Source organism: Bradyrhizobium sp. OK095, from assembly GCF_900109945.1.
Classification (GTDB): domain Bacteria; phylum Pseudomonadota; class Alphaproteobacteria; order Rhizobiales; family Xanthobacteraceae; genus Bradyrhizobium.
In genome coordinates this window covers 316,868-343,324 of the sequence record NZ_FOBX01000008.1, presented here as the reverse complement: position 1 = coordinate 343,324, position 26,457 = coordinate 316,868, and the positions used below count along the sequence as shown (strand labels likewise).

Sequence of the window (26,457 nt, the reverse complement as noted above, 5' to 3'; positions counted from 1 at the left end):
ATTTGCCGTGCGAACGCACGTGTCCCGCACCGTAAATCCGCCCGGCCCCACGGCACTCTCGCCATGTTCGATCAAGCGGTGCTGCGACGAAGCGGATTGCGGCGCGCGGCGTGATGCGCCGCACGCTGGGGCATCATCGCGGCGCTGTCAAGAACGCCGTCATCGACACCAACGCTGGCCTTCCCTTGAAGCAACCCAACCCATGCACGGACGTTCCCTCCAGGACAAGCGCGGCCCTAGAACGCGCGCCATCTCTACGTGCCACCGATCGCGCGGTAGGGCACAATTCGGCGCAGTCCATCATCAGACGGAAATGGTTTGGTCCGACATGATTGCCGCCAGCCTGAAGCAACCATGACGTCCTGTTCGCGTTGATCCCGCGCACCGCCGGGTGACAACCGGACGCAACAGGGACGATGGACGCGAGGCATTTTTCCGGTTTCTGCCCGCGACACCAACGCATCGGTACGCGCTGACATCTGACCTGTTCCCGGCGCGTGCAGCCTTAAGCAGGTAGTGTTCCTATTCGCGCCAGAATTCCGTCAGCTCTTCCCCGATTGCCGCGCTGCACATAGGAACCACCGCACACTGATCGAATTGTTACGCGACAAATTGGAGGAGCCCAGCATGGACGGGATTGTTTACCTTGTCGGATTGATTGTCATCGTCATGTTCGTGTTATCCTTGTTCGGCCTGCGGTAGTGCTGCCATGACAATGGAAACGCCTGTTGCAGCCAATGAGGCAACAATTCGCCCGCCGGAGAGGCTCGAGCCGTGGGGCCTGCAATGGACCCCTGTTGTGGCGGGCGCCCTGGCAGCCTCGGCGCTCTCGCTGATCATGCTTTCGTTCGCGACGGCTCTGGGCCTGGGTGTCGCCTCGACGGCGCCGACATGGCGGGATGCCTCCATCGCACTCTGGCTGCTCTCGGGCATCTTTCTGATCCTTCAGTCGTTGATCAGCTTCGGCTGCGGCGGATATTTCGCAGGACGCGTGCGCGTCCCCTATGTCTCAACCACTGACGACACCGAGACCCGCGATGGATTTCATGGTGTGGCCTCGTGGGCACTGGCTGTCTTGATCGGCGCCGTTCTCGTCGCGCTGGTGGCCTGGGCGTCAAGCAGGCCGACCTCGACCACGCAGCCGCCGTCGGCGTCGGAACCATCGGTTCTGAGCTTTGAGCTCGATCACCTGTTTCGCGCACCGCGTCGACCGCCCAATGTCGGCCTCACCGCGGAGCGCGCCGAGGCGGCGCGGATTTTGATGACGTCTTCCAGCCATAACGGCGTTGCGACCGACGACAGGGCCTATCTCGTTCAACAGGTGACCGCTCTGACCGGGCTCGCTGCACCGGATGCGGAAAAGCGGGTCGATACGACAATCGCCAATGCGAAAAGCGCGATCTCGAGAGCGCGCGCAGTCAGCATCATCGTGGCGTTCTCTGCCGCAGCGGCGTTACTGCTCGGCGCCGTCGCTGCCTGGGCCGGCGCTGCGGCCGGCGGGCGACATCGGGACGGAGCCCCCATCTCGGATTGGATGGTCCATTCGAACCGTTGGTCCCGGCGCCGAATGCCGGCACCGCGGCCGATGCCCTAGAGCATGATCCGGAAAAGTGCGGAGCGCTTTTCCGACAAGACGATACGCGAACAAAGTCCTGAAGCGCGATGACGATTCAACCAATCGCATCGCGCTCCCGCGCCGGCTCCATCCCCTGCTTCAATCCGGTTTGACGGGATGAGCCGTGCGCGGATGGCGATCATGCAGCAATCGCGCGAGCGCTTCACGGTCTCCGGCATGACCTTTCATCGCCGTCTCGAACAGCGCTTCCTGGACGTCGCGCGGCATATCGCCCCACACGTCCATCGCGGCCTGGCCCAGCAATGCGGCAAAGCGTTCGTCGGGCATATCGGTGCTCCCTGTCCGTTCCGTGAATAGGAACTGCGAGCGCGCGCCGACGTTCCAGAGCAGTCATCAAGACCAGCCATTACGAAAGGGAGACATTGCAGATGGGATTGTTCACAAAGGATATCAAATCGATGGACGACCTGCTGATCCACGGGTTGCAGGACATCTATTATGCGGAGCAACAGATCCTGAAGGCTCTGCCGAAGATGATCGACAAGGCCACCAACCGGGACCTCGTGACCGGCCTCACCAACCATCTCGACGAGACCAGCAAGCAGGTGGAGCGGCTTCAGAAGGTATTTGCGAAGCTCGGCAAGGAACCCAACGGGACGCATTGCCCGGCCATCGACGGCATCATCAAGGAGGCCGACGAGACCGCTGGCGAGATCGAGGACAAGGCCGTGCTGGACGCCGCCATCGTCGCGAACGCGCAGGCCGTCGAGCATTACGAGATGTGTCGCTACGGGACGCTGATTGCCTGGGCCGAGGAGCTCGGGCACGACGAGATCGTCCGCTTTCTGACGACCAATTTGAACGAAGAAAAGGCTGCAAATACCAAGCTGAACACGGTCGCCTTGCGCAAGGGCGTCAACGCCAAGGCGTCGAACGCGGCGTAAGTGGATATTTGTCACGCGAGCGAGGGCGGCGGGCCGGCACGCAGGCCGCCGCCTTCAGGGATGATCAGCAGCCGCGGCAGATGATCAGCTTGCGATCGATCTCAACATCGAGCCGCCGCAGCTCGACGTCGGCGGATAAAGCCTGCACAGGCGCGGACAATTCGCTGGGCCTCGGCTGCCGGTGTCCAATGGGAGCTTGGCGGTACAAGTCCGCAAACTTTGTCGAGGCGGAACTACCGATCGGGACGATCGCCGTGGTGGCGCCGACACTCTCTCCGGCCCTGAGGCTTGAAAGCGGCCAGAGCAACAACGTAGCTGCGATGATGGTCGCACCAGGTCTGATCGGCATCATTTTTCTCCTCTCGCGGTGACATTGCGAACGCGCTCACGAGGAATAGAAGATGCCGGCTACTTGGCGATTTCGTCCGCGACGATATCGCGTTACGGTTGAAACCACCTGCTACGCTGCCGCGGGAACGTCGCCGGCAGACTCAGGACGCCCCGGCGGCTCGCCTCAATCTTCCGCTCCTGACTGATGCGACAAGGCTCCGCGCCAGCGCGCCGGCGAGCTCCGCCGATACCAGCGGGTGGTGGACGAGCTCGGTGATGCCGGATGTCTTGAGCGAGGGCATCGCCAAGTCGCGCGTCGAGGGCGCCGCCAGGATGATCGGCAGATCGGGCACGGCATCATGCAAGGCCGCCGCGAGATCGAGCGAGGAGCCTCCGGGCAAATGACACACCAGCGCCGCATCGAAACGGGCGTGCGCGGCCCGGCAGGCGGCGATCGCTTCCGCGAGCCTGGTGAAGCCGACGGGTTCATAACCCAGTGCCGCCAGAATTTCCTCATAGCGCAGCAGGCGGCTTGGGTCGGTGTCGATCACGAGCACGGTTTCGCCGGCGCCGCGGAGCGCCGGCTCCGAACCGTATTGAGCCGGCTCCGGCTCGTCAGATTCGCCCCACGGCAGCCAGACGTCGAAACGCGTGCCGGCATCCGGCTTGCTCTGCACGGCGATGGCGCCGCCATGTTGCTCGACGATCTCGTGAACCGTTGCGAGCCCAAGCCCGTTGCCGTCCGGGCGGGTGGAGAAGAACGGCTCGAAGATCCGCTCCAGCGTCGCCTCATCCATGCCCGGTCCGGGATCGGAGATCGAGATGACGGTGAAGCGGCCAGGACCGACTTCACTGCGACCGACCGCCAGCGGCTTTGAAAGATCATGCGTCTTGATCCCAAGCTCGATGCGGCCTGGTTCCTTCATCGCCTGCGCCGCATTATTGCACAGGTTCAGGATGACTTGCTGCAACTGGGCGGACTCGCCGGCCACGACGGCCATGTCCGCCGTCTCGCTGACCTCGAACTTGACGTGCGAGGGCAGCGATGCCGCCAACAGCGATCTGGTTTCGTCGACCAGGGTCTTGACGCAGACGCGCTCCCGCCTGCCCTCGCCGCGACGGCCGAAGGAGAGAATCTGCTCGACCAGCTCGCGCGCCCGCTCACCGGCGCGGCGGATCTCGGCCAGATTCGCAGCAGGTCGGCTTCCCGAGGGGACGCGCGCATCGGCCATCTCGGCATGGCCGAGAATGGCACCGACGATGTTGTTGAAGTTGTGGGCGATGCCGCTGGCGAAGGTGCCGATGGTCTCCATGCGACGCGCATGCTGCAAGCTCGCCTGCAGGCGCTCCTTCTCGCCTTCGAGCCGGGCCCGCCTGATCGCGTTGCCGATGGCGTCGAAGGCCATGCGAAATAGCGACACTTCGGCCCAGTAGGTGAGCGCGCCGCCACGCACGGCATCGAAGCCGAGAATGCAGTCGCGGCTGCCATAGGCCGCCATGATGCATAGCCAGCCGCTCACGCCGGCCTCGGCGAGCAGGTTCATCGTATCATGGCGATGTGAGCCGTTGACCTTGGGAATATAGACGATGCCGTCGTCGCCGCCGTCAAATCGCGGCGCGAGGCCCAACAGCCGCTCCGGCCAGCCCGGCTCGAACGCGACGTCGTCGCGGGACCACCGATAGGTCTGCATCGTGGTCCCGACCATGCAGGCAAAATAAGCCCGGTCCGCGCCGATATATCCGGCAAGCTGGTGCAGCGCCATCTCGACATCGGTGGCGATCCGCTCGTTGCTCGAGTTGATGAACAGCATCGAGATGTTGGCGATCGCGTGCTCGAACGTCGCGCGCCGGCGCAGCGTCACGGCCCGTTTGCGGAGCAGCATGCCGAAATAGATGATGCCGGTAAGCAGCAGCAGCGAGGTGATATACTGGAGCAACCGCGTCTTGCGCGCCGAAGCGCGCGCGGCAAGCTGGCGTTTCAGGATGACGGCCAGCATGGCATCCTGCTCGCGGTTGTTGGAATCGGCGACGAGCGTCTTCAGGATGAAGTCGATATCGGGCAGCAGGTCATGCAGCATCTGTCCATGAGTCAGCAGCGCGCTGACCGAGTCCTTTTCCACCGGCGGCGCTTGCAGTTGCGCCAGCTCTTCCAGCCGGTCCTCGACCTGGCGCGCTGCTGCGTCCGAAGTATCGAGCGTCAGGCGCAGCATGGCGGCTGCCAATGCGGAGGAAGCCGTCACCAGCGGCCGGGAGTCCGATTCAGAGAGCTTGTCGCTGAACAGGGCGAAATAGGCGAAGGAGTTCTGGAGCAACGCGTTCCTGCTCTTGAACCGTTCGATCAGGCTCTCCTGCCGGCCGGCCCGCACCGACAGCACGTCGATCGCCATGGTCTGCTCGGCGTCGAGGTCCGCAGTGTCGCGCAACCGCGTCAAAGCATCGTCATAGGCATTCACCATTTCCACCAGCCCGTCATAATTGCGCGATAGGCCGGCGCGCGCGGTGAGGACTTCCCTGGTCATCCCGCGTTCGAACCGGTTGAAATCCCCGAGCGCCTGCAACTGGGTATCGTAACGCGCCGAATTGACGTTCAGCCCGTTGAGCAGGAGCCAGGTGAGAAGCGCGAGCACGAATGCAAAGCTGGCAACGAGCGGAGCAGATCTCACGGCGAGCCTCCCACGGGCGCGCCGCGATAAGTCCCGGTCAGGCTGCCCAGAAAGGCGACGAGCGCCTTGGCCTGCTGGTCTGTCAGCGTCGCGTTCAACTGGGCCATCGCCATCTTGCGAACCGCGTCATCGAGCGTCGGTGCGCTGCCGTCGTGAAAATATGGCGGCGTGGTCGCGACGTTGCGCAGGCTCGGCACGCGCAGGATCTTCGGCTCAGGCGAGGCGAGAGGATGGAATATGCCGTGTCGCTCGTACAAATTGCCGCCGACATTGACGCCCTGGTGGCAGGCCGAGCACCCCAGCGACTTGAACAGGCGGTATCCATCCAGTTCGTCGGGAGACAGCGCTGCGTCGTCGCCCTGGAGCCAGCGATCGAACCTGCCGCCCGGCGTGAGCAGCGTGCGCTGAAAGCTTGCAAGCGCGTCGACGACATCGTCACTCTCGGGACGGCGGCCATAAGCCGCCATGAAGCGGCCGCGCATATCGAGATCGGCATCGAGCTTTGCGGCAATCTCCGCCGCGCTGCTAGCCATGATGCGCGGGCTTTCCAGCGAGGCATTGATATCGGCCTCGACGGTGCGGAATTTTCCTTCCCAGCTGAAACGAAAGCTGAGAGTCGAGTTGAAGACGGTGAGCGAATTGAGCGCAAGCTCCGCCCCGTCGAGACCTGTATCGTGCGGCTTCTGGCTCGCGCCGTTGGTCGAGACGTCGTGGCAATATTGGCAGCTGTGGGAATTGTCATGCGATATCCGGCGGTCACTGAACAGCTTCTCGCCGAGCGCGACCTTGAGCGGGTCGAGGGCAGGAGCCGAAGGAATTGGCGTGATCGGCTCGCCGCGGTCCATTACAACTGGCGGCGGCGATTGCGACGGCGCAGGCGTGACTTCCACGCAGCACAACAGCACCGCGCAAATGGCGATGACGCCGCCCCGATAGCCGGCGCCTGGTCCGGCTCCGCGAAATCCAATCAATGGTCGCACTGTCAATCATATAGGGGTGGAAACGAAACCAGCTGCATCTCTTCAAGGGTTTTTGATCGAAGCCTGATGATTTCGTGAACGAGGCCATGAACGTGACCATGAACGTGACCTGGGCCAGATCCGCAGACGGAGGCCGAACATGCCGGCGTCGAAGCCGCTCGAGATCATCAAACGGCACGCGGCGTGGCAGAGGTCCAGCCCGGCGAAGGCAAGATAGAACGTATCAGCAATCATGGCAGTATCTCACCGTCCACTCGATTTCGGAACGGCTGCAGATTCCGAGATCGCGCAACGACCGGTCGTCGAGCTCATTGAGAGCGGCAACCGCCCGTCTGATCTCGCGCTCATGCCGCAGCTGTGCCGGCAGTGCCGCCACTTTCTCACCCGCCGCGCGCAGCCAATTCCGATGCCGCTCCGGTTGCGCCTCGAGCGGCCGGACGCGATCGAGCTTGACCAATTTGCCGGTGCTGGCGGCCTCCGTGCTGGCGCTGCTCTGCACCGGCTCCGGCGGCTCGCCGACGTCAGGGTGAAGCGGGCGATCCCTCGTGGCCGCCAGAATGGCGTGAACCGGCATGGCCGCCGTCGGATGCAACGCCGCGCCATAGAGGGCAAAGCCTTCCATCATGGCAAAGACCAGCTCCCACCAGAATGAGCGGGCGTTCCGCTCCGGCTCCGCATCAGGATGCGCCCCGATGTTTGCAACGCCCTGCATCGTGCTGCGGTCGGACCCGAGACGGACAAGGCCGCGGCCATCGGACCGTGCGAGCCAGCCCGGCCCATCAGGCTCGGTGACACTCAGCCGGACAACACGGGCTACACTGCGAGACTGCGTTTTCATCGTAAATCTCCCACACGCTGTTGGTGGGAGGCAATCTGCATACAGGCCGTTACACCGAGATCACCGCCACCGGCAAAGGGGTTACAGTTGCAATCCGGCGGTGGCATTTTTGTATGAGCATGATCTCCGCGCAAACGCCTTCCGCGTCTAAAACGGTTCTACGGGAACCGCGAAGACATAGCCGACACCGCGCTCGGTCTGAATGACGCGCGGCGCGCTCGGATCTGACTCCAGCTTGCGCCGCAGCCGCAGCACCTGGACGTCGATGCTGCGATCGAAAATGTCCTCGTGGATACGGGTCGCCTGCAGCAGGTGCTCACGGGTCAATGGCCGCTGCGGCGCTTCGAGGAAGGCCAGCAACAAGGCATACTCGCCCTTGCTGAGCGGCACCGGCGCTTCGTTGGGATCGATCAACTTGCGGCCGCGGCGCTCCAGCTTCCATCCGCTGAAGCGATAGCCGCCGCGCTCGGGATCGCGGGCGCGCGCGGCACGGCCCATCTCCTGTCGCCGCAACACCGCCCGGACGCGTGCCAGCAGCTCTCGCAACGAGAACGGCTTGATGATGTAGTCGTCGGCGCCGAGCTCGAGGCCAACGATACGATCGATCTCATCGGGGCGGTGGCCGGTCGTGATGATGACGGGCACGTCGGAATGCGAACGGATTTCGCGCAGCAGGTCCAGACCGTCCTCTTGACCAAGCCGAAGGTCGAGAATGATCAGGCTGGGCTGACTGGCTTCGAGATAGTGGTTCAACTCAGTCCTGTTGGAGGCCGCCTTGGTCGGGACGTTGTGCTCCTCCAGATATCTGATCACCATCTGTCGCAAGGTGGGATCGTCGTCGACAACGACGATGTGGCCAACATCTGCAAGCATACTTCTCTCTCAAAATCTGCCGTCACCAACAGAGTTGCGATCTAATATCTGCAATCGCTCAAAATGATATAGGGCACAGCCAAATCCTCGCCACGCGCGACACCGTCCATAACGCTTCGATGGCGCCGTAACCCGGTATTTCTGCGGCTAATTCCATTGGATGTCGCAGACGTGAAGCATTGTGATCCGAGCTAATGCTACTTTTGAGCGATTCCAGTGTGCCCGCCTGCGTCATTGTTCGTCGGAGACGAAGGGACTGTTCGGCGGTGATGACGCGTTGCGCGCCTCGCAACGAAAGACCGTGAAATTTTCCTGCGTGCACGACGTCGGCGCCCACTGCGCGCGAGCTTCCGCTGACGCCCTTGCGTGCATGACGACGGTGCGGCCGGCGAGACCGGCCGCACCAGATCGTTGGCGAGGTGTGTGTCAGGAGCGCGGGAGAGCCGCCAAGAACTGGTAGATCGCAGCCAGCTCGTCGTCATCCATCCGCCCGATCGGTCGCCAGGGCATTTGCTCTTCGAGCCGATGTCCGTTCGGATCGACACCCGTGCGCATGGTTGTGATGAATTGGGCCTGGCTCCAGTCCTTGACGATGATGAGGTCGGGTCCGAGCGGCGGCAATTGGCCGGGCACGCCGCCGGAGAGATCCTTGCCGTGGCATTCGCGGCAGTCCTGATAGGACAGCAGGTACCTGCCATAGCGGGCCGTCGGCGCCTTCGGCGGCGCGACGATCACACCGGTAAAGACCGGCTTGGCGTCCGGCAGCAGTCCGGCGCCCAGCATCGCCAGCCCCAGCAGGCTGAAATGGTCGGGCGGATCCCGGGTCGGCTCCCCCGTCGCGGGCAAGCTGCGGATATAGGCGATCACCGCCCTGGTGTCATCGTCGCTGAGCCGGCCGGCATTGGTGAAGGACATGATGGCCAGCCATCCCCCCTGCGCGTCGACGCCATTGCGAATGGCGCGAAAGATCTCGCCGTCGGACCAAAGCTTCAACACTCCGGCGGGAGTGAGATTCGCGGGCACGAAAGAGCCGATCGGAAGCGGGAGATCCTCGCCGACGTCGCCGCCGCCCGACAACACTCCGCTCTTCGAGTGGCATCCGGCGCAAAAGCCGTTGGCAATGGCCCGGCCGCGGGCAATTCGTTCCGGCGTCGCCTCGATCTTGAGATCGGGGACCGGGGCGGAACGCGTGTGCTGCTTGACGATGCCCGCTGCGGTCAACCCGCTCACGCCTGATAGCGTGACGGCCAGCATTGCCGCCAGCCCCACCCCGCCCCACTTCACGACAACATGATCTGCCCTCAGGGCGCGAACGCCGAGCCAGACCAAAAGCGCGATGAGAGCGACCATCGCCGCCAGGGCGACAATATCCTGCATGGCGTACTCCTCAAAGAATTCTGCGCGGTCACAACCGCGCGATATCCTGGTCGTCAATAATTGCCTTCGGCCAAATCGCCGTTGAATGTCCGCGGCGCGCCAAATGGCGCTGTGCGGGATTACGAGCGCGGCATTACCGCCTCGTTTCACGGCAGGCTGCTCGCGTTACAATCGTAATCCTCGTGCGGCGACACCATCGCTGCCGGCGCGACGCCGGCCTTGATGCCGGCCTTCATGCCAGCCTTGGCCGCGCCATGATGCGTTGCCGACGTAACCATTTGGTGGCCATCGGAAGCCTTGGCGTAACGGCGATCCGCTCAATTCCCTCTTGCTCACGCGAACGGCTGCCCTGTGGCAACCGTGCTTCGATCATCAAGAGGTCATCTCCCATGAAGATTCTTATCGCTTCGACGCCTGCGACGGGTCATCTCAATCCGATGCTGGCGATCACGCAGATCCTGATCGCCGAAGGTCATGAGATTGCTTTCATGACTGGCACCGCCTTTCGCGCCCGTGTCGAAGCCGCCGGCGTCAAGTTCTTTCCCCTGCCGGAGGGTGCGGACTTCGATCCGAACGACATCTTCTCGCGGGTCCCCGAACTCAAGACCATTCCGCCCGGGCTGGAGTGGTTCCGCGTGGTTTGCGAGCGCATCTTCGTCGACGCCATTCCGGCCCAGCACCAAGGGCTGCTGCAGGTGTTGCGGCAATTTCCCGCCGACATCATCGTCAGCGACGACATGCTGTTCGGCGTGCTGCCGATGCTGCTCGGACCGCGCTCGCAGCGGCCGCCGATCGCGCTCTGCGGGACCTCGTTCCTGCATTGGGCGCGCGAGGACGGCGCCCCCAATTTCCTCGGCTTGCCGCCGGCAAAGAGCGACGACGAGCGCGATCGATATGCGGCGATGGCGCGGGATTACGATGCCGCGGTCGATCAGCCGGTGTCGCTGCGCCTGAACCGGGCGCTGAAGACCCTCGGCGTCGGGCCGATCTCGATGCCGCTGTTCCATTCCGTGGTGGCCCTCGGGGATGCCTATCTGCAATTGTCGGTGCCGAGTTTCGAATTTCCGCGCGAGGTCCCGTCCTCCGTGCACTTCGTCGGCACGCCTCCGATCATTGCCAACCAGGTCCCGCCGCCGTCATGGGCCGAGGACCTCGACGGTTCGCGCAAGGTCGTTCTGGTGACGCAGGGAACGGTGGCCAATCACAATTTCAACCTGCTGGTCGCCCCGACGCTGGCAGCGCTTGCCGACGAGCCCGACATCCTGGTGATCGCGACTGCGGGCGGACGGCCGGTCGATGCCATCCCCGGCAAGATCCCCTCGAACGCACGCATCGCGCCCTATCTGCCGTTCGAATGGCTGCTGCCGAACGTCGACGTGCTCGTCACCAATGGCGGCTATGGCAGCGTCAACCAGGCCATGAGCTACGGCATCCCGCTGGTCACCGCGGGACTGACCGAGGACAAGGCCGACGTCAACGCGCGGGTCGCCTGGTCCGGCGTCGGCGTCAATCTCGAGACCAACGAGCCGACGCCGGAGGCCTTGCGCGACGCGGTGCGGACGGTGCTCGACGAGCCGCGCTATCAATTGCGCGCAGCGCAGATCGCGGACGAGTTCGCCGGGATCAACACGCGGGCGGAGATTGTCCGGGTCATCGGCGAGCTCGTGACCGACGAGACCGAGGTGTCGCGCCAGCGCGCGATCGCTGCGAGCCAGGGACGGCGTGCCGGCCGGCGCGCCTGATCCACTGCGGAGCGGAGCGAAGGAGCGCGGCACGACCGCGCTCCTTCGCCGCGTGAAAACTCATCATACCTCACCGGATATTCGTCCATGCGATTAGAACCAGACACCTTTGCATTCACGCTGCTGCTCGGCGCCCTCGCAGCTTTGCCGTATTCCGGCATCGACATCAATCTGCCGGCACTGGCCGCCACCGGCGCCGCGCTTCGTGTGAGCGCGGCGGATGTCGGGCTGACGATGAGCGCGTTCATGCTGAGCCTTGCCACCGCGCCGCTGATCTACGGACCGGTCTCGGACCGTATTGGCCGCAAGCCGGTGCTGGCGTTTGGCCTTGCGCTGTTCATCGCCGCCAGCGTCAGTTGTGCGCTGGCACCCTCGCTGCCGATTCTGCTCGTGTGCCGCTTCTTCCAGGGAATCGGCGCTGCCGCGACGGCCACGACTTTCGCCATCATCCGCGATCTCTTCGACGGTGACGCCGCGCGCGGCAAGATCGCCAACGTCATGGTCGCAGTCAACGTCGCGACCGTGATCGCGCCGACCGCGGGCGCCGCCCTGCTGGCGGCTGCCGGCTGGCAATCGATCTATGCGACCCAGGCCGCGATCGGCTTCATGCTGTTGGTGGTGGTGATGTTTCGCTTCACTGAGACCGCGGCGGACGCTCCATCCGGCCGCCTGGTGCCATCAGCCGTGATCGACAGCTATCGCCGGGTGCTGACGCATCCGGTGTCGCTCGCTTACATCCTGGTCGGCGCCGCGGGCGGCGCGACGGTGTTTGCCTACGTCACCGGCGCCTCGCTGTTCTTTGTCGGCGCCGTCGGGCTGCCGCCTGCGCAATATGGCCTGATCTTCAGCGCCTGCTCGGCCTCGGTGATGGCCGGTGCCCTGCTCGACGGCCAGCTCGGCCGGCGCGGGATATCGTCGGACCACATGCTCACCATCGGGCTGACGCTGTCATCGGCATCAAGCGTCGCCCTGCTCGCGATGACATTGACCGGCTGGATGCCCATCGCACCCGTCGTCGCACTGCTGATGGCGGTGGCGCTCGGCTTCGGGCTGAGCGTGCCGAGCGTGATGAGCGCGACGATGCAGCACCTCCCCGATATCGCCGGCGCCGTCAGCGCCGCCGCCGGGAGCATTCAATTGATCGCAGGCGCCATCTCGAGCGGATTTGTCGCGGTTCGCTTCGACGGACGGACCGCGCTCTCGATGACGGCGGTGATGGCCGCCTCATCGCTGCTCGCATTGGTCCTGTATGTTCTGGTCGCGCGTCCCGCCGACCGTCGCCTGCATGCGAAGACGATCGATGCCAGCGGCGTGGCGATGCGGAACCCCACGCGCTCCTGAGGTTCGCAAGGATCGCGCGACGGCGAAACCGCGGGCGCCGGCAGTCCGTCCGCCCGAGACGATGCAATCCTGCGCACGGTAACCCTCTGAACTTGCTGCGGCAATGCACCCCCAACGGGGTGCGTTGCCGCGCCGCTTCCACCCATGCGCTTGACGCACCGCGCCTGGAAAGGTCTAATAGAAATCAAGAACAATTGTTCGCATTCCGAACATAACCCCATCGGACCAAGCGGGCTCACAACACCGCATCCGCGTCACCAGAGGAAACGTCCACCGATGCAAGCCATCCTCAATGGCGACAGCACGCTCATCGTCGCGATGATCGTCGCCTACATCGCCTTCACATCCTGGCTCACGTTCAAGCTGCGCAGCAGGACCAGCGACCAGTTCATGACCGCCGCGCGCGCGATGCCGGCCGTCGTCGTCGGCGTGCTGATGATGTCCGAATTCGTCGGCGCCAAATCGACCGTCGGGACCGCGCAGGAAGCGTTCCAGTCGGGCATGGCAGCCGGATGGGCCGTGCTCGGCGCCTCGATCGGCTTCCTGTTGTTCGGGCTCTTGATGGTGAAGAAGCTCTACAATTCCGGCGAATACACCATCTCGGCGGCGATCGCGCAGAAATACGGCAAGTCGACCATGCTCACCGTATCGGTGATCATGATCTACGCGCTGCTGCTGGTGAATGTCGGCAATTACGTCAGCGGCGCGGCCGCCATCACCACTGCGCTGCATGTCAGCATGCCCGTCGCGATGTGCATCATCGCGGTGGTCTCGACCTTCTATTACGTGTTCGGCGGACTGAAGGGGGTCGCCTGGGTGACGATCCTGCACAGCGGCTTCAAGGTGATCGGCATCATCATCATCTTTTCGGTCGCGATGTCGCTGACCGGCGGCATCGCGCCGATCCAGGCCAAGCTGCCCGCCTATTACTTCACCTGGGACGGCAAGATCGGCTTTGCGACCATCTTCGCCTGGACCTTCGGCACCGTCGGCGCGATCTTCTCGACCCAATTCATCGTGCAGGCGATCTCCTCGACGCCGAGCGCCGACGACGCCCGCAAGGCGACCTATTATGCGGCGGCGTTCTGCCTGCCGCTCGGCTTCCTGCTCGCGCTGATCGGCGTCGCCGCGAAGTATCTCTATCCCGATATGAACAGCCTCTACGCACTGCCGGTGTTTCTGGAGAAGATGCCGCCGCTGGCATCCGCCTTCGTGACGACCTCGCTGGTCGCCTCGATCTTCGTCAGCGTCTGCACCGTCGCGCTCGCGATCGCCTCGCTGGTGGTGCGCGACTTCTACGTGCCCTACTGGAAGCCGACGCCGGAGCGCGAGCTGAAGATGACCCGCGTGTTCTCGATCGTGATCGGCCTCGCGCCGCTGGTGTTCGTGTTCTTCATTCCGGAGATCCTCAAGCTGTCGTTCTTCACGCGCGCGCTGCGGCTGTCGATCACGATCGTGGCGATGATGGGCTTCTACCTGCCGCTGTTTGCCAGCAATCGCGGCGCCACGGCCGGCCTGATCGGCGCAGCCGTCTCGACCACGGTCTGGTACATGCTCGGCAACCCCTTCGGCATCGACAACATGTATGTCGCGGCCGCAACGCCGTTGGTCGTGATGGCGATCGAGCGCCTCGTGCTGGGCCGCACACCCGCCGCGACGCCGCAGGCGGCGCAACCCAATGCATTCGTGGAAAGGACTTCGACATGATGACGGACATCGAGATCGCCGCCGACGGCATCGTTCGCCAGGCGGCCGGCGATCCCGACCGGTTCGACGCCTTCATTCCCTCGCCTTGCGTGCAGAACCACGCCGCCAATCTGATGCCGCTCGCCAATGGCGATCTGGCCTGCGTCTGGTTCGGCGGCACGCAGGAGGGCATGTCGGACATCTCGGTTTATTTCTCGCGCCTGCCCCGCGGCGCGACGCAATGGTCGCCCGCCGAAAAGCTGTCCGACGACAAAGGGCGTTCCGAGCAGAACCCGGTGCTGTTCCCGGCTCCAGATGGCATGCTGTGGCTGATGTGGACGGCGCAACTGGCTGGTAACCAGGACACCGCCATCATCCGCCGCCGTCTCTCGCGCGACCATGGCAAGAGCTGGGGTCCGATCGAAACGCTGTTTCCCGAGCATCGCGGCCGCGGCACCTTCATCCGGCAGCCGATCGTCGTGCTCGACAATGGCGACTGGCTGCTGCCGGTGTTCTATTGCCACAGCACACCGGGGCGGAAATGGAACGGCGACGAGGACACCAGCGCGGTGAAGATCTCGTCCGATGCCGGCACGACCTGGCGCGACATCGATGTCCCCGGCAGCCGCGGCTGCGTGCATATGTGCATCGCGCGGCTCGACGACGGATCGCTGATTGCCGTCTATCGCAGCCGCTGGGCCGACAACATCTATCGGAGCAGGTCCGAGGATCACGGCCGCACCTGGTCGGCACCTGTTGCCACCGTGCTGCCCAACAACAATTCCTCGATCCAGCTGACGCGGCTCGGCAACGGACATCTCGCGCTCGTCTTCAACGATTCCAGCGCCAAGGATGCAACCGGGCGCCGTCTCTCGCTCTATGACGAAATCGAGGACGATCTGCCGCCCGTGCTCGCCGGCGACGGCAGCAAGGCCGACGGACGCACCGCATTCTGGGGCGCGCCGCGGGCGCCGATGACGCTGGCCGTCTCCACCGACGGCGGACGGAGCTGGAGCAAGCGCAATGTCGAGACCGGCGACGGTTACTGCATGACCAACAATTCACGCGACCAGACCAATCGCGAGCTGTCCTATCCCTCGGTCAAACAGACCGCTGACGGCGCGCTGCATACAGCGTTCACCTTCCATCGCCGCGCGATCAAATATGTGCGTGTGACAGAGCAATGGGTGACGCGCCCCAGCCGGGACTGAGAGCATGGACAAGAGGCCTCACGCACTCGTCACCGGCGCCAGTTCAGGGATTGGGGCCGCGATCGTCGAGCGCCTGCTGCGCAACGGCTGGCGCGTCACCGGGATCAGCCGTCGGCCTGTAACGTTCGACCATCCGGCGTTCGATCATCTGTCGCTCGATCTGAACGATGTCGACGGCGTTGCGGACGCCGTCGCTGAACTCGCGCCGGCCGCGCTCGTTCATGCCGCCGGCATGCTGAAGGTTGGCCAGCTCGGGTCGCTCGATCATGACGATGGTGCTGCGATGTGGCGGCTGCATGTCGACGTCGCCGAACGTCTCGCCAACGCGCTGGCGCCGCGCCTGCCGAAAGGAGGACGCATCGTCTTCATCGGCAGCCGCACCGCATCAGGTGCCGCCGGCCGCGGGCAATATGCCGCGACGAAAGCGGCGCTGGTCGCGCTGGCGCGGTCCTGGGCGATCGAGCTCGCGCCGAAGGGCGTCACGGTCAACGTGGTCGCGCCCGCCGCGACCGAGACACCGATGCTGAAAGATCCCTCGCGCGCCGACGTCGTACCAAAATTGCCGCCGATCGGCCGCTACATCCGCCCGGAGGAGGTGGCGCACGCGGTGGCGTTCCTGCTGTCGCCGGAGGCTGCGTCCATCACCGGACAGCAGCTCGTCATCTGCGGCGGCAGCTCGCTTTGAGCTCAGCCCGCGGCCGCGATCCTGGCGCGGAAGCTCGCCTGGCCCTGCATGATCTTGTCCAGCAGCGCATCGAGCGCCCAGAAGCGCTCACGGATGTCGAAATCGACGGCACGGCTGCGGATGCACGAGAACGTGCCGAGTCTCTGATGATACAGCTTCGCCAGTTTGGGATATCCCATCGGCTCGGCCATCGCGGCGAGCACGAGATATACGGAGAGATCGTTCGCCAGGGCCGGATGCTTGCCACTCTGCGTGAGCAGCCATTTGTAGAGATCGGGATGGAAATTCGTGAACACGCCGGTGAAGCCGGCTGATCCGGCCCTCATGGCGTCAAAAGCGATCGCCGCATTGGCGTTGACGATCGCAAGCGACGAGCCTTTCGTCAGCGTCACGCGGCGCTTCACGGTCTCGAGGTCGCACGACACGTCCTTGAGGATCGCGAAGCGCCCGCTGCCGGCGCAGAACTTGAGTTCGTCGTCGGACATCAGCCGGCGGAACGGCGCGGGACATTCGTAGAGGCCAAGCGGAAGACCCGCCGGCAGCGCGTCGAGCAGTGCGCGCAGATTGTCCATGAAGACGGTGCCGCCCTGCCTCTTCGGATCGAACCGGTTCGTCACCAGCACCAGTCCGTCCACGCCGGTTGCGGCGATGGAGGTCAGTTCAGTCACCTGATCATCGCGGGATTCACTGACGTGCCCCGATGCGATGACAGGCACCCGGCCCGCCGCCTGCCGCACGACGAAGCGCGCCAGCGCGACGCGCTCATCGAGACTCAGAAACTGCATCTCGCTCGACTGGGCGACCGCGAACAGCGCATCCGCACCATTGGCAATGTACCATTCGATCAGCTTTTCGAGGCCCGCATAGTCGATCGTATCAGCTTCGGTGAACGGCGTCAGCATCACGGGAATGATGCCTTTGATGGTTGCGGTCACAAATCGGCTCCCAGGATTTTGAAATTGGTGACAGGCAGGAGCCTGCCGCTCACGCTCCTTGCGACGCGTGAGCGTAACAGCTCGGGCTAAAGCGCGATGAGATTGGGATGAATCGTCATCGCGCTTTAGGTTGTTGTTCGCGCATGATCTTTTCGGAAAACCGCTTCGCACTTTTCCGGATCATGCTTTAGCGGTCAGTTGCCGGCCACTTCCTTGATGCGCATGATCATGTCGTCGACGGCCTTCTCGACCGGCACCTTGTTGGTGACGATAGCGTTGACGGCCTTCATCCAGACGTTCTCGTTGTTGAGCGTCGTGAACTTATAGTTCTTGCTCATCTCGTAGCCGCCGACGCCGGCGAAGAACTGGTCGCGCACGGCGCGGCGATGCACGTCACCGTCCCAGAACGCGGACTTCTGTGCCGCGGTCTTGACCGGGAACCAGCGGCCGAGCGCGCCTTCGATATAGGGCTGGAGGTTTTCGTCGCGCAGCAGGAACGAGACGAACTCCTTGGCGCGCTCCTTGTTCTTGGCCTGCTCGAAGATCAGGCCGACCACCACCGAGGCGCGGGTGTGGACCGGCGAGCCATCGGGCTTGTTGGGCCAGACCATGGTGCGGATGCGGTCGTAATAGTTCTTCTTGGCTTCGTCGCGCTGCTCGGCGGTGAGCGTCTCGTTGCCGGAATCGTCCAGCCATTTGCCGGGCAGCGAAACCGTCGAATTGTGGGTCATGATCGTCGTCTTGTTGTGGAAGGCGACGTTGTTGTCGGGATCCTTCCAGCTGGTCGCCGATTGCGGCGTGCAGCCTTTCGCGGCGATCTCGACATAGTCCTTCATGGCGGCGACGAGACCCGCCTTCACCTTGGGATCGTCGACCAGGAGCTTGCCGTTGTCGTCGACCAGCACGACGTTGTAGGCGTCCATGAACACCAGGAACGAGATGAAGCTGTCGGTGGCGTCGACGCCCATGGGATGGCCGATGCCGTAGATGCGCTTGCCGGATGCCTTGCGCACCGCAGGCTGCGCCTTGTCGCACCAGAACGACCAGAAACCCTTCCAGTCCTTCGGGATGTCGGTCTCCTTGAGACCTCCCTCTTCCAGCATGTCCTTCCAATAGTGCAGATGCAGCGTCGCCTGCTTGAGCGGGAAGGCGTAATAGGCCTTCGCCTTGGTCTTGTCGTTGTACAGCATGACCGTTTCGAGCGACTGCGGGGAGAACTCGCCCTTGATCGGCGCGAGCACCGGGCCGAGATCGACCAGCTTGCCTTCGGCAGCCCATTTGCCGGCAGCCTGGAAATGATAGGTGTCCGCATAGGTGACGTCGGGCGGACTGCCGGCATCGAGCGCCGCCACCAGCTTCGGCATCATGTCCTGCGTCGCATATTGCGACAGCTCGACCTTGACCCCGGTCTTGGCCTCGAACTTCTTGATGACGTCGAGCAGCGCGTCTTCCTCGGCCTTGTAATAGCCCTTGTTCCACCAGACGACGAGCTTCTCCTCGGCGGCAGCAGAGCTCGCCGTTCCCATCACCGGCACGAGCAGAGAAACCGCCATCGAACAGTGTCTCGCCCATCGCAGAATTCTATCGCGCATTGTTGTTTCCTCTCCGTCTCATCCCGGCGAGGAGCCCGCCGGTTGCTCTCATGGCTTTAAAACGGGCTCATGTAAGCGCTTACATTACGCGAGTCAAGCGGCCCTCTTGCGGGGACGTTGTGCGTGATCGAAAGAGAGGAGCGGTACCGCCGTGAGGAATCAGTGTCCGCGGGCCTCGCCGGCGCTCTCACGGATTTTCAGAACGGGCACGACTTCGCGTGACTGCGCCTGCTCTTGCCGGCCCGCAGTCACGGCGAGGAGCTCGTTAGCCGCCAGGATGCCGATCTCCTGATTGTCGACCTTCATCGTCGTGAGCCCGGGAGAAAAGCGCGACGAAATCGCAAGGTCATCGAAGCCGGTGATGGAAAAATCCCTCGGCGCGTCCAGGCCGCTCTCCCGTGCGGCCATCAACGCACCCAGCGCCAGATTGTCATTGCCGCAGACAATCGCGGTCGGCCTGGTATCAACCGGCTGCGCCATCAATCTTGCAAAGCTTGCCGCGCCGAATTCCAGCGTCGAAGGCCCCATCAGCAGATCCTGCGCTGCAATTTCCAGACCCGCGGCTGCGAGCGCTTCGCTGATGCCGCGAAGCCTGTCCTTGACGCGGTCGTTGTTGGTGTCGGGCTGAAAGATCGCGGCAAACCGGCGATGGCGAAGAGACAGCAGATGCTCCGTCATGCGGCCGAAGGCAGCGCGATTATCAAAGCCGATGCACGGGTGCGGTGACAGCTTGCTGTAGGAATATGTCACGACGTAGGGAATGCCGCGCGCGTTGAGCGCGTCGAACAGCTCGGCAGGATGATTTTCACCGACCACAGCCAGCGCTTCCACGCCGCGCGCAAGCATGGCTTCGGCCTGCCTCAAGCCCTCGTCCGGATCATAGTTGGAGCAGCCCAGGAACAGCGTGAAGCCGCGTTCGCTGAAGACGGTCTGCATGCCGCTGATCTGGTGGGCAAAGATTTCGTCGTCCAGCGTCGGAATGATGGCGCCGGCGATATGCGTCCTGCGCGAGGCAAGCGCCCTCCCGGCCGCATTCGGAATCCAGTTCAGCGCGCGGGCGGCGTCCTTGACCCGCTGCCTGACCTCTTCGGAGACCTTGTCGGGCTCGTTGAATGCGCGCGAGACGGTCGCGGTCGAGACATTGGCCTTGCGGGCGACCTCATCGAGCTTGACACGGCCGCTGCCCCCGCGCGCTCTCTTTGAACCAGCTACCATCCCAGCCACGGTTGAATGCGATTTGATCAGTACCTTGCCATGGTATTCGTGCGCGGGCAGGCCGTGTGGAAAAAATCTGGCTGGGGCGGGAGGGATCGAACCTCCGAATGGCGGAATCAAAATCCGCTGCCTTACCACTTGGCTACGCCCCATCAGGCGACCGGGGCCGGCGGAAGAATTGGCTACCCGCAGATTCCCTCTGGTCGCAGCCGGTCTATAGGGAGCGGCGCAGCATTTCAACCGCCTGGAGGGCAAAATACCTCACCCCCAGGGGCGTCCACACCACACGTTATAATGGGTCCGAGCGAACCCGTTCCGGACCGGACCGTCCCGCCCATTGAGACCTCCCCCGTTTCATGGGAATACGGCGCCAATGATGTCCTCGGGAGTGAGCCATGACCTACCGCGCGCCGATCTCTGACATGCTGCTGTCGCTCAACCATGGCGCTGGCCTGAAGGCGGCCATGGAGGCCGGCCATTACGGCGATTTCGACGCCGACATCGTCGCAGCGGTGCTGGAAGAGGCCGGCAAGTTCGCAACCGACGTTCTGGCGCCGCTCAACAAGGTCGGCGACGAGCACGGCATCAAGCTCGACGCCGGCAAGGTCACGACCGCGCCGGGCTGGCCCGATGCCTACAAGCGCTGGACCGAGGGTGGCTGGAACGCAGTGTCGGGCCCCGAGGATTTCGGCGGCCAGGGCCTGCCGATTGCGATCAACGCCGCCTGCACCGAGATCTGGAGCGCCTCGAACGTCGCCTTCGGCCTCTGCCCGCTGCTGACGGCGTCGGCGATGGAGGCACTTGATGCGCATGGCAGCGACGAGCTGAAAAAAATCTATCTCGAAAAGCTCGTCTCCGGCGAATGGACCGGCACGATGCAGCTCACCGAGCCGCAGGCCGGCTCCGACGTGGGCGCGCTGCGCACACGTGCGGAGAAGCAAGCGGACGGCACCTATCGCATCAAGGGGACGAAGATCTTCATCACCTATGGCGAGCACGACATGACCGACAACATCGTGCATTTCGTGCTGGCGCGCCTGCCCGATGCGCCCGCCGGCACCAAGGGGATCTCGTTGTTCCTCGTGCCGAAGTTCATGGTCAATGAAGACGGCTCGCTCGGCGCGCGCAACGACATTTTTGCCAGCGGCGTCGAACACAAGCTCGGCATGCATGCCTCCCCGACCTGCACCATGACCATGGGCGATCATGGCGGCGCGATCGGCTTCCTGGTCGGTGAAGAGAACCAGGGCATGCGCTGCATGTTCACGATGATGAACCAGGCTCGTCTCGGCGTCGGCCTTGAAGGCGTCGGCGTCGCCGATCGCGCCTTTCAGCAGGCCCTCGCCTACGCGCAGGATCGCAAGCAGGGCCGCGCCGTCGGCAAGAAGGGTGACGGTTCGGATGCGATCTTCGTACATCCCGACGTCAAGCGCATGCTGATGCGGATGCGGGCGCAGACCGCAGCTGCGCGTACCATCTGCTATGCGACGGCGGTCGCGCTCGACGTCTCGACGCGCGCGCGAGATCCCAAGGTCCGCGCGGATGCGGCTGCGCGCGCGGCGCTGCTGACGCCGATGGCCAAAGGCTATTCCACTGATATCGGCAACGAGGTGGCCTATCTCGGCGTCCAGGTGCATGGCGGCATGGGTTTTATCGAGGAGACCGGCGCGGCACAGTATTATCGCGATGCGCGCATCACCGCGATCTACGAGGGCACCAACGGCATCCAGGCGATCGACCTCGTGACGCGAAAACTCGCGGCCAATGGCGGCGCGTCGGTGTGGGCGCTGCTCGACGAGCTCTCCGCAACTGTCAGCCGAGTCGAGGCCTCCAATGATCCGGCCTTCGGCACGACGGGCGTGAAATTGCGCGAGGCGCTGGAGGCGCTGACGCGTACCAGCAAATGGCTCTTGGAGCGCGTTGCCTCCGCGCCAAACGAAGCGCTCGCAGGTGCTACGCCGTATTTGCAGCAGTTCGGCTCGACGCTCGGCGGCTGCATGCTGGCCTCCGAAGCGCTCGCAGCAAAGGCCGACGGCAACACGGATGCCGCGCGCTACGTCTCGCTCGCGCGCTTCTTTGCCGAGAACATCAGTGTGCAGGCCGGCGCGCTGGAGCGCACCGTGACGGAGAGTGCGGAATCGGTTGCGGCGGCGGACGCGGTGTTATTGGGGTAAGTTGAGCCCGCGTAGCCCGGATGGAGCGAAAGCGCAATCCGGGACCGTCATGGCTCGTGGCACGAATCCCGGATTACGCTTTCGCTCCATCCGGGCTACGAGGCAGCGAGCTTGGTACGTGTTCCCGGCCGCCACAGCACGACGCCCGCGGCCACCAGATCCAGCACGACGCAGAACGCGAAGGCCATCGTGTAGTCGCCGGTCACGCTGCGCACGAGGCCGACGATGCCCGGACCGAAGGCGCTGACGATGCCGCTGATCGAGGTGCCCAATCCCATCGCGGCGGCGAAGGCGCTGGCGCCGATCTCGCGCTGGATGATCAAGGGCGGGAACGTGATCATGTTGCCGATCGAGAAGCCGTAGATGGCGCAGCACACCAGCAGCACCGTGGGGCTGGTGCTCTGGAGAAGCACGAAGAGCGCGGCCGCCTGGCTCGTCATCGACGCTGCGCAGGCGAGCCTGGGATCGAGCCGGTCGACGAACAGGCCTAGCGAGAGGCGCCCAACCACCGCCATCGCCGCCATGACGGTGACCGCAAGGCCTGCCGCGTAGCGCCCGATCAGCGGCTCGAGAAACGTCACCTGGTGGATGATGAATCCCATCTGCGCCAGTAGCGCGATCGCGATCGGCAGCACCATGGTCCAGAACGCCGCGTTGGCGAGCAGCGCCCGGCGGGACGTCCGCGAGGTCTGCCCGTCGGCAGACAAACGACCGCCCGATGCCGGCGACATCTGCGCTGGCCAGCCGATGAAGATCACGACCACCGGCAGCACCAGCACCACCATCGCCATCGTCGCCGCCAGCATGGCGGAGCGGAAGCCGATGCTATCGGACAGCGACAGCAGCAGCGGAACAAGGACGATGCCGCCACAGGTCGCGCCGTTGAAGGCGAGGCTGAGCGCGAGGCCGCGGCGCCGCTCGAACCAGGCATTCAGCAGGGTCGCGATCACCACCGTGCCCATGCCGGTCCAGCCGACCGACATCAGCGCGTAGGCGAGATAGAGCTGCCAGGGCGTCTGCATCGTCGCCAGCAGCACCGTCGATGCACCGAGCGCCGCGAGGCCGCACAGGATCAGCGACCGCAGCCCGATGCGGGCGAGCAGATCGTCGGTGAAGATGACGAGCACGGAGGTCAGGAGAAACGAGAAGGTGCTGGCCGCGGAGACGAGCGTGCCGGGCCAGCCATGGGCACGCTGCAGCTCGGCGAGATAGACGCCCTGGCCGTAGAGGCCGAAGCCGAACATGAAGAAGGCCATCAGGAAGCAGGCCAGCACAACGCGCCAGCCGCGGTAATGCAACGAGGATTCGTCAACGCCCGTTGTGGCAATCATCAATCGAGCAATCGGCCAAATGGAACGGCAGCGGCTGAGATCGTGCCCTACAACCACCGGTTTTTCAAATGAAACATTGTAGCCATTTGTTGCAATGCGCAACTGCATGTGCGAAGCGATACAACCGGCATGACCGGATGCGGCTCCCGGACGGAACAGAGCGCATGACAGCGGTGTCATCACAGCGGTGCCATGCGCCGGGTTCACGGAATCGTCGCCGAAAAGGTCGCGCGGGCGGATTGGCACGCCTGCAAGATGATGTAGGCTGACGCTTGCGAGACTCGCCAAAGTCAAGCGTCGCGGTGATCGCAGGGAGCTTTCATGCCGAATGGCAATATCGTCGTCACCGAAGAGCGTGGAACGCGGGTGATTACCTTGCGCCGCCCCGGCAAGAAGAACGCGATCACGCAGGACATGTATCGGGAGATGAGCCATGCGATCGACACCGCGCAGAACAACCCCGACATCCGCTGCATGATCATCACCGGCGGCTCCGGCGTGTTCACCGCGGGCGACGACATCGACGATTTTCTCCAGGCCGACACGGCACGCCCGGAGACGCTGTCGAACGGCGCCAAGTTTCTCTATTCGCTCGCCCTCAACACCAAACCGATCATCGCGGCCGTCGACGGCGCGTCGATCGGCATGGGCACCGTGATGCTGTTCCATTGCGACTACGTGCTCGCGTCGAACGCGGCGACCTTCTCCGCGCCCTATATCCATCTCGGCCTGGTGCCGGTCGGCGCCGCCAGCCTGTTGATGCCGAACACGATGGGCTATCAGCGCGCCTTTGCGATGCTGATCATGGGGCGGACCTTCACCGCCGCGGAGGCGCACGCGGCCGGCTTCGTCAACACCGTGGTCTCGCCGGGACATACCGAGGTCGAGGCTCGCAAGGTGGCGCGCGAGATCTGCCGGCTCCCCGCCGAGGCGGTGGCGACCTCGCGCAAGCTACTGCGTGCCCCGCCGGAGGAGCTCACCCGCCGCATCGACCAGGAGGCCCATCTATTCGGCGAACGTTTGAAGTCGGACGACGCCATGGCCGCGTTCAAAGCATTTGCGAACCGGAAGAAGCGGTGATCTTCCCCTCTCCCCTTGTGGGAGAGGGTGGCTCGCCGCGCTAGCGGCGAGACGGGTGAGGGGTTGTCTCCGCGAACTCACATCTAAGATCGCGGAGACAACCCCTCATCCGGCGCTTCGCGCCACCTTCTCCCACAAGGGAAGAAGGAAGAATCGCGGCGCATTCACGACAATGCTTCGTGAATTCTTCGCGCGGAACGACTAATCTTGTTCCATGCGACATCTTCTCCGCCTGACCGCCCTCACACTCGCGCTCGCCAACCTCCCCGCTGCGGCCCAGACCGCCGCGCCCGTCGAGCTGCGCATTCTCGCGATCAATGATTTCCATGGCAATCTGCGGCCGCCGCCCGGCGGCATCCGCATCAATGATCCCGAGGACAAAGCCAGAAAGGTCATGGTGGCGGCCGGCGGCGCCGAATACATGGCAACGCTGGCCAAGCAGCTGCGCGAAGGTCACAAGAACACGATCTTCGTGGCGGCCGGCGACCTGATCGGCGCGAGCCCGTTCCTGTCGTCGATGTTCCACGACGAGCCGTCGGTCGAGGCGCTCTCGATGATGGGGCTCGCGATCACCTCGGTCGGCAATCACGAATTCGACGAGGGCAAGACCGAGCTCTTGCGGATGCAGAACGGCGGCTGCCATCCGGTCGACGGCTGTCAGGGACCGCATCCCTTCATGGGCGCCAAATTCCATTATCTCGCGGCCTCCACCGTGGAGACCGCGACCGGCAAGAGCGTGCTGCCGCCCTATGAGATCAGGGAGTTCGAGGGCATCCCCGTCGCCTTCATAGGACTGACCTTGAAGGAGACTGCGGGCATCGTTTCTCCGGCCGGCATTACCGGGCTCGAATTCCGCGACGAGGCCGAGACCGTCAACGCGCTGGTGCCGCAACTGAAGGCGCGCGGTGTGGAAGCAATCGTCGTGCTGATCCACCAGGGCGGCGAGCCCGCCGGCGACTACAATGAATGCCCTGCCATTACCGGGCCGATCGTCGACATCGTCAAAAAATTCGATCGTGCCGTCGACGTCGTCGTCAGCGGCCACACTCATCGTGCCTATATTTGTCAAATCGACGGACGGCTCGTCACCAGCGGCGACAAATACGGCACGCTGGTCACCGCAATCGATCTCAAGCTCGATCCTGTTACACGCGACATCGTCGGTGCCAAAGCCGAGAACGTCATCGTCGCCAATGCCTCGCTGGCGAAGGATCCCGAGCAGACGGCGCTGATCGACGCCTATGACAAGCTGTCGGCGCCGATTGCCAACCGGCCGGCCGGATCGGTGACGCAGACACTGTCGCGCGTGCCGAACGAGGCCGGCGAAAGCCCGCTCGGCGACGTCATCGCGGACGCACAGCTCGCCGCGACCAAAGACGCCAAGGATGGCAGCGCGGTCATCGCGCTGACCAATCCCGGCGGCATCCGCACCGACATCGTCCCGAAGGAGAACGGCGCGGTATCCTTTGGCGAGCTGTTCGCAAGCCAGCCGTTCCGCAACCGCCTCGTCACCATGACGCTGACCGGCAGCCAGCTCAAGGACATGCTGGAGCAACAATGGCTCGATCCGAAGCGGCCGCGGATCCTCCAGGTGTCGAACGGATTCAGCTACACATGGGATGCGTCGAAGCCGTTCGGCGAGCGCGTCACCCTCGAGAAGATGATGCTCAACAGCAGGCCGATCGAACCTGGAAGCGGCTACCGCGTCACCGTCAACGATTACCTCGCCGTCGGCGGCGACGGCTTTACAGTCGCCAAGCAGGGCACGACACCTCAATATGGCGGCTACGACGCTGATGCGCTGTTCGCGTTTTTCCGGGCGCACGGGCCGATCGGCCCGTTGCCAACGACCCGCATCCTCCGCGTGAATTGATCCAGATCAAA

Annotated in this window: 22 protein-coding genes and 1 tRNA gene; 10 read left to right on the top strand and 13 right to left on the bottom strand. The window is 64.0% G+C overall.

Annotated features, from left to right (window positions below; all coding sequences use genetic code 11):
* Window positions 1-709 precede the first annotated feature (709 nt).
* A complete protein-coding gene (locus BMW89_RS22815) occupies window positions 710-1,594 on the top strand; it encodes a hypothetical protein (RefSeq protein ID WP_092029243.1) in 885 nt (294 codons plus the stop codon).
* A 120-nt stretch (window positions 1,595-1,714) separates the two neighbouring features.
* Here the strand turns inward: BMW89_RS22815 and BMW89_RS22810 are convergent, their stop codons facing one another.
* Window positions 1,715-1,903 carry a hypothetical protein gene (locus tag BMW89_RS22810; RefSeq protein ID WP_092029242.1) on the bottom strand — a complete coding sequence of 63 codons (189 nt, stop codon included), beginning with the start codon at window positions 1,901-1,903 and terminating at the stop codon, window positions 1,715-1,717.
* Window positions 1,904-2,004: 101 nt separating this feature from the next.
* Between BMW89_RS22810 and BMW89_RS22805 the strand changes: the two genes are divergently transcribed.
* Window positions 2,005-2,520: a YciE/YciF ferroxidase family protein gene (locus BMW89_RS22805; RefSeq protein ID WP_092029241.1), complete on the top strand. Its 516-nt coding sequence runs from the start codon at window positions 2,005-2,007 to the stop codon at window positions 2,518-2,520.
* Window positions 2,521-2,584: 64 nt separating this feature from the next.
* Here BMW89_RS22805 and BMW89_RS37420 read toward each other — a convergent pair whose 3' ends face one another.
* The 7 genes from BMW89_RS37420 to BMW89_RS38580 all read right to left on the bottom strand — a co-directional run bounded on the left by BMW89_RS37420 (window position 2,585) and on the right by BMW89_RS38580 (window position 9,859).
* Window positions 2,585-2,869, bottom strand: coding sequence for a hypothetical protein (locus BMW89_RS37420; protein ID WP_143062805.1), 285 nt, complete (start codon window positions 2,867-2,869; stop codon window positions 2,585-2,587).
* Between the two features lie 142 nt (window positions 2,870-3,011).
* Window positions 3,012-5,513: a two-component system VirA-like sensor kinase gene (locus BMW89_RS22795; RefSeq protein ID WP_092029239.1), complete on the bottom strand. Its 2,502-nt coding sequence runs from the start codon at window positions 5,511-5,513 to the stop codon at window positions 3,012-3,014.
* Window positions 5,510-6,493 carry a cytochrome-c peroxidase gene (locus BMW89_RS22790; RefSeq protein WP_092029340.1) on the bottom strand — a complete coding sequence of 328 codons (984 nt, stop codon included), beginning with the start codon at window positions 6,491-6,493 and terminating at the stop codon, window positions 5,510-5,512. The genes BMW89_RS22795 and BMW89_RS22790 overlap by 4 nt, the downstream gene beginning before the upstream one ends.
* A gap of 223 nt (window positions 6,494-6,716) precedes the next feature.
* Window positions 6,717-7,331, bottom strand: a complete 615-nt coding sequence (locus BMW89_RS22785) for a DUF1127 domain-containing protein (protein WP_092029238.1) — start codon at window positions 7,329-7,331, stop codon at window positions 6,717-6,719.
* A gap of 147 nt (window positions 7,332-7,478) precedes the next feature.
* Window positions 7,479-8,204, bottom strand: coding sequence for a response regulator (locus BMW89_RS22780; protein ID WP_092029237.1), 726 nt, complete (start codon window positions 8,202-8,204; stop codon window positions 7,479-7,481).
* 426 nt (window positions 8,205-8,630) lie between these two features.
* Window positions 8,631-9,581, bottom strand: coding sequence for a c-type cytochrome (locus BMW89_RS22775; RefSeq protein WP_177196247.1), 951 nt, complete (start codon window positions 9,579-9,581; stop codon window positions 8,631-8,633).
* Window positions 9,582-9,727: 146 nt separating this feature from the next.
* Window positions 9,728-9,859: a hypothetical protein gene (locus BMW89_RS38580; protein WP_283805332.1), complete on the bottom strand. Its 132-nt coding sequence runs from the start codon at window positions 9,857-9,859 to the stop codon at window positions 9,728-9,730.
* Between the two features lie 111 nt (window positions 9,860-9,970).
* Here BMW89_RS38580 and BMW89_RS22770 point away from each other — a divergent pair, with 111 nt between their 5' ends.
* From BMW89_RS22770 to BMW89_RS22750, 5 genes are all read left to right on the top strand, one after another.
* Window positions 9,971-11,323, top strand: a complete 1,353-nt coding sequence (locus BMW89_RS22770) for a glycosyltransferase (RefSeq protein WP_092029235.1) — start codon at window positions 9,971-9,973, stop codon at window positions 11,321-11,323.
* A gap of 87 nt (window positions 11,324-11,410) precedes the next feature.
* Complete coding sequence (locus tag BMW89_RS22765; protein ID WP_092029234.1) at window positions 11,411-12,664, top strand: multidrug effflux MFS transporter; 1,254 nt, start codon at window positions 11,411-11,413, stop codon at window positions 12,662-12,664.
* A gap of 276 nt (window positions 12,665-12,940) precedes the next feature.
* A complete protein-coding gene (locus tag BMW89_RS22760; protein ID WP_092029233.1) occupies window positions 12,941-14,371 on the top strand; it encodes a sodium:solute symporter family protein in 1,431 nt (476 codons plus the stop codon).
* Entirely contained in the window at window positions 14,371-15,561 is a 1,191-nt protein-coding gene (locus tag BMW89_RS22755) for a sialidase family protein (protein WP_502686401.1), read from the top strand. The genes BMW89_RS22760 and BMW89_RS22755 overlap by 1 nt, the downstream gene beginning before the upstream one ends.
* A gap of 4 nt (window positions 15,562-15,565) precedes the next feature.
* Window positions 15,566-16,246: an SDR family NAD(P)-dependent oxidoreductase gene (locus BMW89_RS22750; RefSeq protein WP_092029231.1), complete on the top strand. Its 681-nt coding sequence runs from the start codon at window positions 15,566-15,568 to the stop codon at window positions 16,244-16,246.
* Window positions 16,247-16,248: 2 nt separating this feature from the next.
* Here BMW89_RS22750 and BMW89_RS22745 read toward each other — a convergent pair whose 3' ends face one another.
* The 4 genes from BMW89_RS22745 to BMW89_RS22730 form a co-directional block, all read right to left on the bottom strand.
* Window positions 16,249-17,181, bottom strand: a complete 933-nt coding sequence (locus BMW89_RS22745; RefSeq protein ID WP_092029230.1) for a dihydrodipicolinate synthase family protein — start codon at window positions 17,179-17,181, stop codon at window positions 16,249-16,251.
* Window positions 17,182-17,375: 194 nt separating this feature from the next.
* On the bottom strand, window positions 17,376-18,734 hold the full coding sequence (locus BMW89_RS22740; protein ID WP_092029229.1) for an ABC transporter substrate-binding protein: 1,359 nt from the start codon (window positions 18,732-18,734) through the stop codon (window positions 17,376-17,378).
* Window positions 18,735-18,932: 198 nt separating this feature from the next.
* The gene (locus BMW89_RS22735; RefSeq protein ID WP_092029228.1) at window positions 18,933-19,988 is read right to left on the bottom strand and encodes a LacI family DNA-binding transcriptional regulator; all 1,056 of its coding nucleotides are present in this window, start codon (window positions 19,986-19,988) and stop codon (window positions 18,933-18,935) included.
* A gap of 77 nt (window positions 19,989-20,065) precedes the next feature.
* Window positions 20,066-20,140 (bottom strand) — tRNA-Gln (locus tag BMW89_RS22730).
* Between the two features lie 243 nt (window positions 20,141-20,383).
* On the opposite strand from BMW89_RS22730, the gene BMW89_RS22725 reads away from it, so the two are divergent.
* On the top strand, window positions 20,384-22,162 hold the full coding sequence (locus BMW89_RS22725) for an acyl-CoA dehydrogenase family protein (protein WP_092029227.1): 1,779 nt from the start codon (window positions 20,384-20,386) through the stop codon (window positions 22,160-22,162).
* Window positions 22,163-22,257: 95 nt separating this feature from the next.
* Here BMW89_RS22725 and BMW89_RS22720 read toward each other — a convergent pair whose 3' ends face one another.
* Window positions 22,258-23,493, bottom strand: coding sequence for an MFS transporter (locus BMW89_RS22720; RefSeq protein ID WP_092029226.1), 1,236 nt, complete (start codon window positions 23,491-23,493; stop codon window positions 22,258-22,260).
* A 321-nt stretch (window positions 23,494-23,814) separates the two neighbouring features.
* Between BMW89_RS22720 and BMW89_RS22715 the strand changes: the two genes are divergently transcribed.
* Window positions 23,815-24,573 carry an enoyl-CoA hydratase-related protein gene (locus tag BMW89_RS22715; protein ID WP_092029225.1) on the top strand — a complete coding sequence of 253 codons (759 nt, stop codon included), beginning with the start codon at window positions 23,815-23,817 and terminating at the stop codon, window positions 24,571-24,573.
* Between the two features lie 214 nt (window positions 24,574-24,787).
* Window positions 24,788-26,446: a bifunctional metallophosphatase/5'-nucleotidase gene (locus BMW89_RS22710; RefSeq protein WP_092029224.1), complete on the top strand. Its 1,659-nt coding sequence runs from the start codon at window positions 24,788-24,790 to the stop codon at window positions 26,444-26,446.
* The last annotated feature ends 11 nt before the right edge of the window (window positions 26,447-26,457 follow it).

Bases quoted from the DNA above. Each gene is read 5' to 3' on its own strand.
- BMW89_RS22815 (WP_092029243.1), top strand. From the start codon at position 710: ATGACAATGGAAACGCCTGTTGCAGCCAATGAGGCAACAATTCGCCCG.
- BMW89_RS22810 (WP_092029242.1), bottom strand. From the start codon at position 1,903: ATGCCCGACGAACGCTTTGCCGCATTGCTGGGCCAGGCCGCGATGGAC.
- BMW89_RS22805 (WP_092029241.1), top strand. From the start codon at position 2,005: ATGGGATTGTTCACAAAGGATATCAAATCGATGGACGACCTGCTGATC.
- BMW89_RS37420 (WP_143062805.1), bottom strand. From the start codon at position 2,869: ATGCCGATCAGACCTGGTGCGACCATCATCGCAGCTACGTTGTTGCTC.
- BMW89_RS22785 (WP_092029238.1), bottom strand. From the start codon at position 7,331: ATGAAAACGCAGTCTCGCAGTGTAGCCCGTGTTGTCCGGCTGAGTGTC.
- BMW89_RS22780 (WP_092029237.1), bottom strand. From the start codon at position 8,204: ATGCTTGCAGATGTTGGCCACATCGTCGTTGTCGACGACGATCCCACC.
- BMW89_RS22775 (WP_177196247.1), bottom strand. From the start codon at position 9,581: ATGCAGGATATTGTCGCCCTGGCGGCGATGGTCGCTCTCATCGCGCTT.
- BMW89_RS38580 (WP_283805332.1), bottom strand. From the start codon at position 9,859: ATGGTTACGTCGGCAACGCATCATGGCGCGGCCAAGGCTGGCATGAAG.
- BMW89_RS22770 (WP_092029235.1), top strand. From the start codon at position 9,971: ATGAAGATTCTTATCGCTTCGACGCCTGCGACGGGTCATCTCAATCCG.
- BMW89_RS22765 (WP_092029234.1), top strand. From the start codon at position 11,411: ATGCGATTAGAACCAGACACCTTTGCATTCACGCTGCTGCTCGGCGCC.
- BMW89_RS22760 (WP_092029233.1), top strand. From the start codon at position 12,941: ATGCAAGCCATCCTCAATGGCGACAGCACGCTCATCGTCGCGATGATC.
- BMW89_RS22755 (WP_502686401.1), top strand. From the start codon at position 14,371: ATGACGGACATCGAGATCGCCGCCGACGGCATCGTTCGCCAGGCGGCC.
- BMW89_RS22750 (WP_092029231.1), top strand. From the start codon at position 15,566: ATGGACAAGAGGCCTCACGCACTCGTCACCGGCGCCAGTTCAGGGATT.
- BMW89_RS22740 (WP_092029229.1), bottom strand. From the start codon at position 18,734: ATGGCGGTTTCTCTGCTCGTGCCGGTGATGGGAACGGCGAGCTCTGCT.
- BMW89_RS22735 (WP_092029228.1), bottom strand. From the start codon at position 19,988: ATGGTAGCTGGTTCAAAGAGAGCGCGCGGGGGCAGCGGCCGTGTCAAG.
- BMW89_RS22725 (WP_092029227.1), top strand. From the start codon at position 20,384: ATGACCTACCGCGCGCCGATCTCTGACATGCTGCTGTCGCTCAACCAT.
- BMW89_RS22720 (WP_092029226.1), bottom strand. From the start codon at position 23,493: ATGATTGCCACAACGGGCGTTGACGAATCCTCGTTGCATTACCGCGGC.
- BMW89_RS22715 (WP_092029225.1), top strand. From the start codon at position 23,815: ATGCCGAATGGCAATATCGTCGTCACCGAAGAGCGTGGAACGCGGGTG.
- BMW89_RS22710 (WP_092029224.1), top strand. From the start codon at position 24,788: ATGCGACATCTTCTCCGCCTGACCGCCCTCACACTCGCGCTCGCCAAC.